Here is a 12,654-nt window from a genome sequence, read left to right on the forward strand (position 1 = left end):
ACAGCTGATTAGCTATGAGTTTATTTTGTGTTGCACTTGTTATGATAAATTATCATATAAAAAAACCTATAATAAAAATAGCGCATATAGATAAAACACTCAACCATAATTTATAGCGTTTTTCCATATCTAATAAATTAATATATCCAATCCAACTTGTAATTTGTACAATAAATATCAAAATAACCCAGATGTTATCTAACTTAATCTTCTCACTATTTACCATCCCAATCAAGACAGTAGCAAGTAAAAATAATATTCCTAATATTTTATTCATATATACACCTCCTTATAAACTCTGATCACTATTTCAACTAATAGATTACCTATAATCGCTTACAAGATGGACACCTATATTTGCCAGTAGCATCTAAATCAAATATCTTATACATACAAACACCTAATTCATTTGCTATTTCATTAGCTAATTTAAATGATAGTGTTTCCTCTTATAATTCAATTAAACTAATATATTGTCTTTTAAGGCTTATATTTTCCACAAGTTTTGCTTGTGTAATATTTTTCATTTTTCTAACTTCTCTAATTCTATTTCTCAAATTATAATCTCCTCTAATCTTATTCAAAATATAACTCAATCGAAATATATTTGCAAGTATAGATTGCAAAATTATTTTTTATTTTCGTTGTTTAACACTGTCATAGTTCCTGCCCCCATTTTTAAGTAACGTCTTGTTCTACTTGGCATACTCATTATATTATTCATCACCTACTTCCCCATAGATACATATCCTATAGACAGATCATAAAATTTTCAAAGAACAATTTTCTTTATGTCTGTATGATGTTGTATTTTTGTTTCTATTCCCGTATGTAATAAATCTTGGAATAGGTCCTTTTATTCCCACTTTTCCACGATAGGAAACTATCTGAAGATGATAAAAAAAATCCACAGCAATAAAAAAATGCGATGAATATATCCTCTTCCCATCCTATAATTAATATCTTGATTTAAGCATTTATTGCATAGAAAAAAGTAGATGAATTTGTGTTTTCATCTACTTTTTCTACAATCTGATATATATTAAGCTAAACTTAGATGAGCTTTTTAAAACTCCCATCATTTAGGTCCAAAATCTTATTAGCCATGCTTAGAGGATATTTTCTGTGGCTTATTATTATATATATCTTATCTTTATTATTCATATTCATGAATGTGTCCACAATCTCTTTTTCATTTTCTTGGTCTAGGGCAGCTGTAAACTCATCCAAAACTATAAGGTCAGAATTTTTATAAAGAACCCTAGCTATAGCAAGTCTTTGCTTTTCTCCTCCCGACAATTCGTCACTAGATATAAATGTTTCTAGTGATTTTCGAGAATTTATTAATTTTTCGAGTCTTGCTTCTTTAAAAATATGAGATTTTTTATCTAGCCTTCCCCCATAGGAAATATTGTCCTTGAGTGTATCAGTGAAAATGAAAACATTCTGGCTTATAAGAGATAAATTATTATAATAAGATTTTTTATCTATGTCGTGTAAGTCTATTCCATTTATAAAAATATTGCCCGCTTTAAAAGCTATATTTTTTAGCAAGAGATTAGCTAGGGTTGATTTTCCTGAACCACTTTCCCCAACAATAGCAAGTATGTCACCCCTGTTTAAGTCAAAAGAGATATTTTTAAAGACTTCTTTGTCACCATAGGAAAAATCTAGGTCTTTTACTTGTATTTTTTCTATAGAGTTTACTTTAATTCCTTCTTCGCTTCTTATTTCATAATCTAAGAAGTCAAGAATCCTATCTGCCATTCCTAGGCTCACATTGATATTTGTGTACCAGTCGATTAGGTTGTTCATAGGCTCGTATAAAAAGTCAAGATAGGCATAAAAAGAAAATAAAAATCCTATCTCAAGATTACCTTTATATACCATTATTCCGCCCACTACTAAGGTAATTACTGGCAAGGCTCCTGTGATAATTGTAGAAAATCCATAGGATATAGCTCTCAACAGCCTCATCCTCTTCAAAATATTGGTATATTCCTTTATCTTGCTTTTAAATTTATCAAGAAAAAACTCTTCCTTATTGTTTATTTTAATCTCGAATATGCCAGATAAGTATTCATTTACAGTTTTTGATATAAGGGAATATCCCTCCCTTTCTTCTTTTGACCTTTCCCTAATGTCCTTGTTTATAAAATGAAATACTACAATGTATATAGGAATCACAGTCAGAGGAATTAGACTAAGCTTTGCATTCATCCTGACCATAAAAAATATTACAATAGCTAATCTTAGAACATTTAATATAAGCATAGGAAGTCCGATACTTATATCCTCAGCAATATTCAGAGAATCTTGAAGGATTCTTGTGGCGTAGTCTTCATTCTTATTTTTGTAAAAGCTAGTATCTTTGTTAAGTCCCGCTTTTAATAAAAGAGTCCTGAAGTAATTTAGGTATTCAACAGAAAATAAATGCCATTTATAATTTTGATATGTATTTAAAATGCCAGAAAATAGAGCGACAAGAATTGTAATTAGGCCTTGCTTTATAATCAAAGCTACCGCTTCTCCGTTATTTATAATGTTTATCAATTCTCCTATCAAAAAAGGTGTTAGGGAAGCTAATAAAATATCGAGCGAACATATAAATAAAATAAATAATCTGGTTTTCTTAAAAGGCCCTATATAGGACATTAATTTTTTATACTTATCTAACATGAACTTCCTACCTCTATTACCCCTTCATTTTTTAAATAATCTTCAAAACTAATAATATCATTAGGAGTGCAAGATAGAGCCTTACATATTCTTTCTAAATTCTTAAATGTAATTGGTTTATCCTTGCCCATTTGCTCCATAACATTTGTAGTAAGTCCTGCCATAGCTATTACATCTGTTTTCTTTAATTCTTTTTTTGCTAACTGTATCCATAATGCTTTATAGTTAAGTGCCATAATATCCATATTTTTCCTGTATTAGATTTATTTAATTATAGCATAAATATTGATTTCATTCTATCTTACATTGATTAGGCGTTTTAGAGAATTTTTTGTGTTATTCCGTCCTTATTTTGAGTAAAAAAAGACGATAGAGTTTATAATTTCTATCGTCTGAGATTATCTAATATTTATTTTTCTTTAAATTGATTTTATTGTATAGCTTAATAATTCTATTACTCCAATTATAAAAATTAAACTGGGATTCGTAACAAACCCCAGTTTTATAATTAGCGTGTTCTTTAATATAATTTTGATCCTGCTGGAATATTTCCATCAAGCATTATTAAGTTAAGTTTTTCTTCTCCATCGTACTCGCAGATTGCAGATATAATCATACCTTCTGATTCGATTCCCATCATCTTACGAGGAGGAAGGTTACAAATAGCAAGTAGGGTTTTTCCTACTAGGCTTTCTGCGTCATAGTATTCTTTGATACCTGATAAAATTGTTCTTTCTTTTCCAGATCCATCATCTAATGTAAATTTCAAAAGTTTTTTAGATTTTGGAACTTCTTCGCAAGCTTTAACTTTGACAACCCTAAAGTCAGATTTTGAGAATGTTTCAAAGTCTACCATATCTTCAAATAGTGGTTCAACCTTAACTTTTGATAGGTCGATTTTTATTTCCTTAGAACTTATATCCTTAGCTATTTGCTTATCAGCTTCAGCTTTTTCCTTGCCTATTGGCTTCATTGTTGGGAAAAGCAAGACGTCTCTAATTGAGTGTTGACCAGTTAGAATCATGATTAATCTATCAATTCCTATACCGAGACCACCAGTTGGAGGCATTCCTATTTCTAGGGCATTTACAAAGTCGTAGTCCATCATTTGAGCTTCGTCATCTCCAGCTTCTCTCTTGGCTACTTGGTCAAGGAATCTTTGTTTTTGATCAAGGGCGTCATTTAGTTCTGAGAAGGCGTTGGCAATTTCTGATCCATTGATGAAGGCTTCAAACCTGTAAGTTAGGCTTGAATCATCGTTCTTTCTTTTAGCTAGTGGAGATATTTCTACAGGGTAGTCAATAATGAAGGTTGGTTGGATGAGCTTATCTTCTACAAATTCATCGAAGAATTCTGCGATGATTTCTCCCCTACTTCCCTTAACTTCTACATTCTTTTCCTTAGCTATTTCAACTGCTGCTTCATAGTCTGTAATTTCGTTAAAGTCAACTCCAGAATATTCTTTTACGGCTTCAATCATTGATATTCTCTTCCATGGAGCCTTTAGTTCAATTTCATTTCCATCAAGTTCTACTAGGGTCTTGCCCTTTACTTTTTGGGCAACTGCTTCAACCATTGTTTCTGTTATTTCCATCATATCTTCGAAGTCAGCATAGGCTTGGTATAGTTCCATAGTTGTAAATTCAGGATTGTGAGTTGCATCCATTCCTTCATTTCTAAACATCCTACCTATTTCATATACCTTATCGAAACCACCTACTATTAATCTTTTTAGGTAAAGCTCTGATGCAATTCTTAGATACATACCTATATCTAGGCTGTTGTGGTGGGTGATGAAAGGTCTTGCAGTGGCTCCTCCAGCTATGGTGTTTAGGATTGGTGTTTCTACTTCCAAGAAGCCCTTGCCATCAAGAAATCTTCTGATTTCTGATATTATTAAACTTCTTTGTACAAAAACATCCTTTACTTCTGGATTTACTATTAGGTCTAAGTATCTTTGTCTATATCTTAGGTCTTGGTCTTTTAGACCATGCCATTTTTCTGGAAGCATTTGTAGGGATTTGGTCATTAGTAGTGGAGTTTCAGTTTCAATAGAGATTTCTCCTTGGTTGGTCTTAAATACCTTTCCATCTATTCCTACTATATCTCCAATATCGTATTTTTTAACTTGTGAGAATAAATCGCCGATAACATTTTTGCGGTTAACAATTTGAATTTGGCCTGACTCATCTTGGATATCCATAAAGCTCATGTTACCATGTCCACGTTTGGCCATAATTCTTCCGGCAATTCTAACATTTTTTCCGTCAAAAGCTTCAAAGTCATCCTTGATATTTTTTGATGGTATTCTTCCCTTAAAATTTACAACCTTGTGAGGATCAAGTCCTTGAGCCTTTAGCTCTTCCAACTTCTCCCTTTTAATCTGTAGCATCTCATTTAAATCTTTGTTATCAGCCATGTTCTCTCCTTACTTAATATTTTTAATTACAAAGTACATCTTTCCATTAGGTGTACTTACTTCGACTCTTTCATTCACTTTTTTGCCTATAAGGGCAGCCCCTACTGGAGATTCGTTAGAAATAAATCCTTCTAGGGGGTTTGATTCTGCAGTTCCTACTATCTTGTAGTCGAACTCTTCGTCAAATTCCTCGTCATAAACAGTTACAGTATTACCAACACCAACTTCATCAGAGTTTTCCTTAACCTCGATAGTCTTGGCATTTCTAATCATATCTTCTACCTTGGCAATTCTTGATTCTATTTCACCTTGCTCATTTTTTGCTTCATCATAGTCTGCATTTTCTGAAAGGTCGCCAAAGCTTCTTGCTATTTTTATCTTTTCTGCAATTTCAGGACGCTTTTTAGTTTTTAGATATTCTAATTCGTCTTCTAACTTTTCTAAATACTCTTTGCTTAATATTACTTCTTTATTTTCTGTCATAATTATCCTCTAAATTTTTTCTATATTCTTCTAACAGGTCAAAAATTTCTCTTGTAGTTTTTAATTTGTTTACCCTAGCCCTGTAAGTCGCAGCGGATGGAAGGCCTTTGATATACCAGCCGACATGTTTTCTCATTTGATTTATCACAAGTTTTTCATCCTTGTAGGCGAGGGAAAGTTTGTATTGTCTTTTGATAGTCTTTAATATATCATCAAAGCCTATCCTTGTAATTTCTTTTCCCTGGATATAATCCTTGATTTGCCTAAAGAGGAAGGGATTGCCCATAACTCCTCTTGCAAGCATAACTCCATCAGCTCCTGTTACTTCTAGGATATTTTTATAATCTTCTACGCTAAAACAATCACCATTGGCTATTACTGGAATCCCAAGGGAATCTTTTAACTTCCTTATAGCAGTCCAATCAGCCTTTCCTGAATATTGTTGGTTTCTGGTTCTGGCATGAAGAATCACATAGTCGACTCCGGCATCTTCTAGGGCCTTTGCGACTTCTATATAGTTTTTTGAAGAATCATCTATACCTAGTCTAAACTTTACATTGACAATTTTATCTGTCGAATCAACTAGGCATTTGCCAATAGCATAGACTTTCTTTAGGTCGACCATAAGGGCTGAACCCTGACCATTTTTAAATATTTTAGGTGCAGGACATCCCATATTAAAGCTTATCTCTTTGAACTCTTCTATGGGATTAATCTTTTCCTTTACTACCCTTTCTATAATATCGGTGTCTTTGCCAAATATTTGAATGTTGACATTTTTTTCAGCTTTAGACCTATACATAATCTCTTCTGTTGCCCTATTATCAAAATCAAGGGCATTTACTGAAACCATCTCTGTAAAGGTCTTATCACAGCCATTTTCTTCGCAAATTTGCCTAAAGGCTGAATCAGTTACTCCAGCCATAGGTGCAAGAATCAGAGAATTAGAGATTTTTATTTCTCTCATAAATAATTCTAAGTCCTTCAAGCATCAAGTCTGGCTCAATAATTTCTATAAATTTACTAGATTGAGAAATTAGCTCTGAGAAGCCTCCTGTTGCAACAACGGTAATATCGCTCTCGTCAATTCCATATTTTTCTTTCATTTCTCTTTCTAGAATTTCTATTAGGCTGTCAATCATGCCTATATAACCATAAACTATACCAGCGTTGATAGCTTCTGATGTATTCTTACCTATGGCACTAGTAGGAACCATTAGTTCAATTTTTGGAAGTTTTGCAGTGGCACCAAAAAGCCCATCTTGGGCAATTCTTATACCAGGCGCGATAGATCCACCCAAGTATCTCTTATCCTCTGTAACAACATCAAAGGTTATGGCAGTACCCATATCGACAACTATGGCAGGCCCACCATACTTACTGTAGGCGGCTACAGCATCGACAATCCTGTCTGCTCCAACTTCTCTTGGGTTTTCATAATCAATAGTCAAAAAAGTAGGAGTATCTGAATCTACTACAATAGCTTCCCTATCAAAAAGCTTCCTATTAGCTGATTGCCAGTTATACATAACATCTGGCACAACGCAGCTCATTATAGTATCCTCGATGTTTTCTACTGCAATTTGCTTAATTGCCAACATATTAAATAAAGTAGCTACCAATTCATCACTAGTTTTTTTTAAATCAGTCGCCACTCTAAATCTAGATTTTAATTCTTCATTTTCATAAACACCAATAACCGTATTCGTATTTCCAATATCAATTACTAATAACATAAATTCTCCAAATTACATTCAAATTAACTCTTATATGATACGGTTATCGGACGAAATTTCAAGCTTACTTGCCTAACTTATATCTTCTAATTAAGCTATTTATTTCTTCAATATCTTCTTTCTTGACCTTGGTGGTTTCCCTAAGCTCTCCTTTTTGGTCTTTAACAAGGAGAATTAATTCAGAATTTTTGGTATCAAAGCCCCATTTTCTAATCTCTTTGTAGCTTCTTAGATTTGAATTTGCTATAATAGCATTCTCTCCTATCATTAACTTAGCCTTTGTTGATATCATAAATACAAAAGCAAGAATTATCATAATTACTGAGGTTAACATATTTTTGTTATTTCCTTGTTGGAAACCTGCATATAAGTTTACAGCACCGGTAATAATTAGGACTGAAAATAAAATTATCTCAAAACTTGATGATGGTCTATCAAAGCTTTTAATCTCTCCACTAAGGCTCTTTCTGTATCCCAGTAATTTGTATATCCTATATAAGAAAAATACAACTATTGCCCCATACAAAATTACTATCATTGAATCTAAACTCTTTCCCATTTTTCCTCCTCAAAACAAAATAGGCCATAAGACCTATTTAGCATCTTCTATATTTTCATAAACTGATCTTTTTACTACACCTATGTATGGTAGGTTCCTATACATCTGATTGTAGTCTAGACCAAAGCCAACTACAAACTCGTTAGGAATCTTAAAGCCTGACCAGTCTGACTTGATTTCTACTTCTCTTCTTTCAGGTTTATCGAGCAAGGTTACGATTTTTACATCCTTTGCTTGCCTATTAATTAAATTTTCCTTAGTCTTTTTTAAGGTGTAGCCAGTGTCGATTATATCTTCGACAATTAGCACTTCCTTATCCTTGATATCTATATCAAGGTCTTTTAAAATTTTGACATTGCCACTAGAATAAGTATTCTCAGCATATGATGAAACAATCATAAAGTCCATCATAAGATCTACCTTTAGCTCCTTAGCTAGCTCTGACATAAACATCACTGATCCCTTGAGGATTCCCACAAGTATTAGAGTTCCCTTATCAGCATAATAAGTATTGATAGTCTGTGCCAATTGTTTTATCTTCTTGTGCAAGCTATCTTCATCAATCAAAACTCTCTCAATTATATCGCTGTAATCAGTTATCATCCTTTACCTCAATCTTTACTATATTTTTTGTAGAAGGATCAATCTTATAATCCTCCGAACTCCTAAAAGATGTCACCCATATTATATCATTTTCTGATAAAATTAGGGGAATTTTATCCCTCTTGAACTTATCAACCTTTAAGTCAATAAAAAAGTCCTTGAGTTTTTTATTATGGTCCATGCCAAGTGGTTTGAATCTATCGCCAGCCTTCCTATATCTTATTTTCAAGGGAAAAGTCAACTTATCCCTATCAAAATATTCGATATTGCGGGAGGATTTTTTATCATAATTTGTAACTTCACTTAGGCTAATAATCTTAGCTCCAAAAGATAGGCTTTCTCCTATATCTAGGTAGGCCTCATCGCTTGGCATTAGATTTTTTCCCTCATTTATACTTAGCCTATAGAAATTATAAGACTTATAGAAAACTAAATCATCCTTAATAATAGCTTTGCCATTAGCCAAGGATGTAAGTGCCAAAAATGAGTCTATATTTTCCTTGGATATATCCCTGATTTTTTTCTTTAAATCAAAAATAGCATATCTGATGATTCTTGCCCTTAAAGCCCTACTTAGTGCTTCGAACTTATCTTTCTTAAAGCTAATAGCATCTTTTTGTCTAAGACTTAGACATTCTTCATAAATATTTGCTAGATAAGCCTCGCTTATCTCAATCTCTTGCCTAGAGAGCTTTGATAAATTCACGAGGCTACTTTTAAAATTCGGGTTGATTTTCTCAATACTTGGAATAAGCTCAAGCCTTATTTTATTTCTAGTATAATCAGTTTCGAGATTTGTCTTGTCTATGGCATAGGCAATGTTATTTTCATTGAGGTAAGCTAGAATCTCAGATTTTCTTATATCAAGGATTGGCCTAATTATGTCATCATTTTTGTAATCCATAGCCCTTAGTCCCTCAATACCCGTTCCCCTTATTATTCTCATGAGAACGGTTTCTGCTTGATCGTCTAAATTGTGGGCTACGGCAATTTTTGCCTTGGGATTATCTCCCTTTAGCTGTCTAAAAAACTCATATCGAAGTCTTCTTCCAGCATCCTCACTAGAAAGACCCTCTTGTTTGGCATAGGAATCCATACTACAAGCCTTCTTCTTAAAGGCAAGGCCAAGTTTTTTGGCAGTAGCCTCTACCAATTGTTCATCTAAAATAGCTTCCTTCCTATGTAGGTGGTTAAGATGAGCAAGGGTAATGGTGAAATTCATCTCTTTCATCAAATCCTTTAGCCCATAAATCAAAAACTGACTATCTGGTCCCCCACTAGCACCTATTATTATATGGTCGCCTTCATCTATAAGCTTATTTTCTATAATGCATTCTCTTAGCTTATTTATTATTGTCATCTTGGTAAACCACTTCAGATTTTTTGACCATATCTAGCCTATCTCTAGCGATTTTTTCCTTAAATTCGTCAGTGTTTCTATTTTCATAATCTTCTTTAAGGCCATTAATGGATATTTGAAGTTCTTCTTTTTTCTTTGTTAGGGATTTTATATCCTTATTAACTTTGGCAAATTCCCTATCTAAGGCCCTGTTATATAAGTTAAAAGAGCCTGCCGCCAAAACCATAATTGATACAATAGTGATTAAAAATTTCTGGTTTTTCTTCCTGCGTTTTTTAAAATATGAATTCTTCTTAGTCATCAATCACCTCATACATGCTTATAGCATTGTTCTTTTTTGCCCCATCTATCAAAGAAGTCACCCTAAATTTGAGCTTTGATTTACCAAAAACCACTTCTACAAGGTCCCCTTCTTCAACTAGGCTGCCTGGCTTAGCAAGCTTTTCATTAATACTTACTCTTCCATTTTCGCAAGCCTCTTTAGCAACTTGCCTTCTTTTAATGATTCTTGCATTTTTCAAAAATTTATCTATTCTCATAAGTATATGATACTTTATATAAGCTTTTTAGGCAAAGCTTTCTAGGCTATAGGAAGCTTAATTTTTTTATAAGCAGTATAATGGCTATATGAAGTACATTTTCCACCTAGATTGCGATGCCTTCTATGCATCTTGCGAAGAGTTAAGAAATCCAAAATTAAAAAATCTTCCCCTGGCTGTGGGAGGGCTTTCCAATAAGTCAATCCTTACTACTGCCAACTACCAGGCAAGAAAGTATGGCCTTCACTCAGCTATGCCAGTATTTATGGCCAAACAACTTTGCCCAGACCTAATTCTTTTGCCAGTTGACCACAAATATTATAGGGAAAAATCTAAGGAAGTATTCTCTATCATTAAGTCATTTACAAGGCTAATGGAGCAAGTTTCAATTGATGAGGCCTACATAGTAGTTGAAAGCAAAAATCCCCTAATTCGAGCACAAATTCTCCAAAATAAGGTTTTTAAAGATACTGGTATAAGTATTTCAGTCGGTATCTCCTACAATAAGTTTCTCGCAAAACTTGCTAGCGACTGGAAAAAACCCCATGGTATAACCATGATAGGGGAAGATGACCTAGATAAGTTTTTGCCAGAAATTTCTATAAATAAGGTTCATGGTATCGGCAAAAAGACAAGTGAAAGGCTAAATAAGATTGGCATATATAAGGTGAAAGATTTATTGAAATTAGATAGGGAGTATTTGCTTGATAATTTTGGCAAGCAAGGGGCCTATATCTATCAAGTTATAAGGGGTGTCGACAAGAGAGCTGTCAATCCCAATAGACTTAGAAAATCGATAGGCAAGGAAAGAACTTTCACCCAAAACACGAAAGAGCCAAAGATTCTCGACTCTTATCTTAGAAATCTGTCCGAACTGATAGAAGATGAGATGCAAATAAAGGATATCCAGGCGAAAACTGTCAATCTCAAAATAAAGGATGAAAATTTCCACACTCGTAGTAAGGCCATCACCCTCCAAGAACCCATCTATAAGGCTAAAGACATTTACAAGGAAGCTAAAAAGCTCTTAGCCGACCTATATGAGGGTGAAAGTTTAAGACTGATTGGTATTTCCCTATCAAAACTTTCAAAAAGAGACCTAAATCAACTAAGTTTCCTCTAAGACTTATATCTAAAAAGAAAGCTCCTGCAAGCATTTTTATCCTTGCAAGAGCTTATTTTTAATCTTCATTTTCTATATTTTCAACTTCTTCTGTTTTTTCTCCATCATCAGCTACTTGTATAGTATTACGAACATCACTATCAATTTGAGCCATAATTTCTGGATTTGCTTCAAGATAATCTTTTACATTCTCCCTACCTTGGCCGAGTTTTTCGTCCTTATAAGAAAACCAAGAGCCCGCCTTATCAACTATGTTAAGGTCAACTGCTGTATCTAGGAGAACTCCAGATTTTGATATTCCCTTACCATACATGATATCAAATTCGACTACCTTAAATGGTGGAGCTACCTTGTTTTTTACTACCTTAACCCTAGTTCTAGATCCTATTGAATCATCTCCTTGGGTAATTGTCTTAATTCTTCTTATATCAAGTCTAACTGATGAATAGAACTTTAGGGCACGACCACCTGGTGTGGTTTCAGGAGATCCAAACATTACTCCTACTTTTTCTCTTAACTGATTGATAAAGATTACTGTTGTATTTGACTTTGCTATAACACCAGTAAGTCTTCTTAGGGCCTGACTCATAAGTCTTGCTTGGAGACCAACATGGCTATCTCCCATTTCTCCTTCGATTTCAGCTCTTGGCACTAGGGCTGCAACTGAGTCGATTACAATTAAATCAACCGCTCCACTTCTTACTAGACTTTCTGCTATATCAAGACCCTGCTCACCTGTATCTGGTTGGGATAAGATAAGATTATCTATATCAACACCCAAGTTTTCTGCATATTCTGCATCTAGGGCATGCTCTGCATCTATGAAGGCACAGGTTTGGTCTTGCTTTTGGTCTTCGGCTACTATGTGGAGGGCGAGGGTTGTCTTACCAGAAGATTCTGGACCAAAAATTTCTATGACCCTTCCTCTTGGGATTCCACCGATACCGAGGGCTATATCAAGGTTGACAGCCCCAGTTGGTATAGCAGATACCGAAACTCTTGGAGCATCACCCATCTTCATAATAGCACCCTTACCATATTTCTTTTCTATATTCTTAAAAGCCTGGTCTAGGGCCTTTTGTTTCTCTTTATCCATAAACTCTCCTCTATTTTTTCTATAAACTATAATTACCTATTAATCTTATTATATCAT

General features: G+C 33.9%; 14 protein-coding genes. 1 reads left to right on the forward strand and 13 read right to left on the reverse strand.

What is annotated here, in order from left to right:
• Positions 1–52: 52 nt before the first annotated feature.
• The 12 genes from P6936_RS04750 to P6936_RS04805 all read right to left on the reverse strand — a co-directional run bounded on the left by P6936_RS04750 (position 53) and on the right by P6936_RS04805 (position 10,378).
• Positions 53–277, reverse strand: a complete 225-nt coding sequence (locus P6936_RS04750) for a hypothetical protein (RefSeq protein ID WP_276880984.1) — start codon at positions 275–277, stop codon at positions 53–55.
• 776 nt (positions 278–1,053) lie between these two features.
• A complete protein-coding gene (locus tag P6936_RS04755) occupies positions 1,054–2,679 on the reverse strand; it encodes an ABC transporter ATP-binding protein (RefSeq protein ID WP_338079165.1) in 1,626 nt (541 codons plus the stop codon).
• The gene (locus tag P6936_RS04760) at positions 2,673–2,915 is read right to left on the reverse strand and encodes a helix-turn-helix domain-containing protein (protein WP_276880985.1); all 243 of its coding nucleotides are present in this window, start codon (positions 2,913–2,915) and stop codon (positions 2,673–2,675) included. The genes P6936_RS04755 and P6936_RS04760 overlap by 7 nt, the downstream gene beginning before the upstream one ends.
• Before the next feature lie 284 nt (positions 2,916–3,199).
• Positions 3,200–5,098 carry a lysine--tRNA ligase gene (lysS, locus tag P6936_RS04765; protein WP_276880986.1) on the reverse strand — a complete coding sequence of 633 codons (1,899 nt, stop codon included), beginning with the start codon at positions 5,096–5,098 and terminating at the stop codon, positions 3,200–3,202.
• Positions 5,099–5,107: 9 nt separating this feature from the next.
• Positions 5,108–5,581 carry a transcription elongation factor GreA gene (gene greA, locus P6936_RS04770; protein ID WP_004837360.1) on the reverse strand — a complete coding sequence of 158 codons (474 nt, stop codon included), beginning with the start codon at positions 5,579–5,581 and terminating at the stop codon, positions 5,108–5,110.
• On the reverse strand, positions 5,568–6,548 hold the full coding sequence (gene dusB / locus P6936_RS04775) for a tRNA dihydrouridine synthase DusB (RefSeq protein WP_276880987.1): 981 nt from the start codon (positions 6,546–6,548) through the stop codon (positions 5,568–5,570). The genes greA and dusB overlap by 14 nt, the downstream gene beginning before the upstream one ends.
• Positions 6,526–7,317 (reverse strand): type III pantothenate kinase, encoded by a 792-nt coding sequence (locus P6936_RS04780; protein WP_276863034.1) that lies wholly within the window; start codon positions 7,315–7,317, stop codon positions 6,526–6,528. Before P6936_RS04780 ends, dusB begins: the two co-directional genes overlap by 23 nt.
• 64 nt (positions 7,318–7,381) lie before the next feature.
• Positions 7,382–7,876 (reverse strand): DUF5673 domain-containing protein, encoded by a 495-nt coding sequence (locus P6936_RS04785; protein WP_004837357.1) that lies wholly within the window; start codon positions 7,874–7,876, stop codon positions 7,382–7,384.
• A 33-nt stretch (positions 7,877–7,909) separates the two neighbouring features.
• Entirely contained in the window at positions 7,910–8,479 is a 570-nt protein-coding gene (gene hpt / locus P6936_RS04790; RefSeq protein WP_004837356.1) for a hypoxanthine phosphoribosyltransferase, read from the reverse strand.
• Positions 8,469–9,839: a tRNA lysidine(34) synthetase TilS gene (tilS, locus tag P6936_RS04795; RefSeq protein WP_060929889.1), complete on the reverse strand. Its 1,371-nt coding sequence runs from the start codon at positions 9,837–9,839 to the stop codon at positions 8,469–8,471. The genes hpt and tilS overlap by 11 nt, the downstream gene beginning before the upstream one ends.
• On the reverse strand, positions 9,823–10,140 hold the full coding sequence (locus tag P6936_RS04800) for an FtsB family cell division protein (protein WP_004837354.1): 318 nt from the start codon (positions 10,138–10,140) through the stop codon (positions 9,823–9,825). The genes tilS and P6936_RS04800 overlap by 17 nt, the downstream gene beginning before the upstream one ends.
• On the reverse strand, positions 10,133–10,378 hold the full coding sequence (locus P6936_RS04805; RefSeq protein WP_060929891.1) for an RNA-binding S4 domain-containing protein: 246 nt from the start codon (positions 10,376–10,378) through the stop codon (positions 10,133–10,135). Before P6936_RS04805 ends, P6936_RS04800 begins: the two co-directional genes overlap by 8 nt.
• Positions 10,379–10,466: 88 nt before the next feature.
• On the opposite strand from P6936_RS04805, the gene P6936_RS04810 reads away from it, so the two are divergent.
• Positions 10,467–11,501, forward strand: a complete 1,035-nt coding sequence (locus P6936_RS04810; protein ID WP_276864258.1) for a DNA polymerase IV — start codon at positions 10,467–10,469, stop codon at positions 11,499–11,501.
• Positions 11,502–11,559: 58 nt separating this feature from the next.
• On the opposite strand, the gene recA is transcribed toward P6936_RS04810, so the two are convergent.
• Positions 11,560–12,597, reverse strand: a complete 1,038-nt coding sequence (gene recA / locus P6936_RS04815) for a recombinase RecA (RefSeq protein WP_004837351.1) — start codon at positions 12,595–12,597, stop codon at positions 11,560–11,562.
• Positions 12,598–12,654 lie beyond the last annotated feature (57 nt).

The organism is Anaerococcus tetradius (assembly GCF_947087635.1).
GTDB classification, from domain to species: domain Bacteria; phylum Bacillota; class Clostridia; order Tissierellales; family Peptoniphilaceae; genus Anaerococcus; species Anaerococcus tetradius.

Excerpts from the sequence above, each read along its gene's own strand:
- P6936_RS04750 (WP_276880984.1), bottom strand. The coding sequence starts at position 277 with ATGAATAAAATATTAGGAATATTATTTTTACTTGCTACTGTCTTGATT.
- P6936_RS04755 (WP_338079165.1), bottom strand. The coding sequence starts at position 2,679 with ATGTTAGATAAGTATAAAAAATTAATGTCCTATATAGGGCCTTTTAAG.
- P6936_RS04760 (WP_276880985.1), bottom strand. The coding sequence starts at position 2,915 with ATGGCACTTAACTATAAAGCATTATGGATACAGTTAGCAAAAAAAGAA.
- lysS (WP_276880986.1), bottom strand. The coding sequence starts at position 5,098 with ATGGCTGATAACAAAGATTTAAATGAGATGCTACAGATTAAAAGGGAG.
- greA (WP_004837360.1), bottom strand. The coding sequence starts at position 5,581 with ATGACAGAAAATAAAGAAGTAATATTAAGCAAAGAGTATTTAGAAAAG.
- dusB (WP_276880987.1), bottom strand. The coding sequence starts at position 6,548 with ATGAGAGAAATAAAAATCTCTAATTCTCTGATTCTTGCACCTATGGCT.
- P6936_RS04780 (WP_276863034.1), bottom strand. The coding sequence starts at position 7,317 with ATGTTATTAGTAATTGATATTGGAAATACGAATACGGTTATTGGTGTT.
- P6936_RS04785 (WP_004837357.1), bottom strand. The coding sequence starts at position 7,876 with ATGGGAAAGAGTTTAGATTCAATGATAGTAATTTTGTATGGGGCAATA.
- hpt (WP_004837356.1), bottom strand. The coding sequence starts at position 8,479 with ATGATAACTGATTACAGCGATATAATTGAGAGAGTTTTGATTGATGAA.
- tilS (WP_060929889.1), bottom strand. The coding sequence starts at position 9,839 with ATGACAATAATAAATAAGCTAAGAGAATGCATTATAGAAAATAAGCTT.
- P6936_RS04800 (WP_004837354.1), bottom strand. The coding sequence starts at position 10,140 with ATGACTAAGAAGAATTCATATTTTAAAAAACGCAGGAAGAAAAACCAG.
- P6936_RS04805 (WP_060929891.1), bottom strand. The coding sequence starts at position 10,378 with ATGAGAATAGATAAATTTTTGAAAAATGCAAGAATCATTAAAAGAAGG.
- P6936_RS04810 (WP_276864258.1), top strand. The coding sequence starts at position 10,467 with ATGAAGTACATTTTCCACCTAGATTGCGATGCCTTCTATGCATCTTGC.
- recA (WP_004837351.1), bottom strand. The coding sequence starts at position 12,597 with ATGGATAAAGAGAAACAAAAGGCCCTAGACCAGGCTTTTAAGAATATA.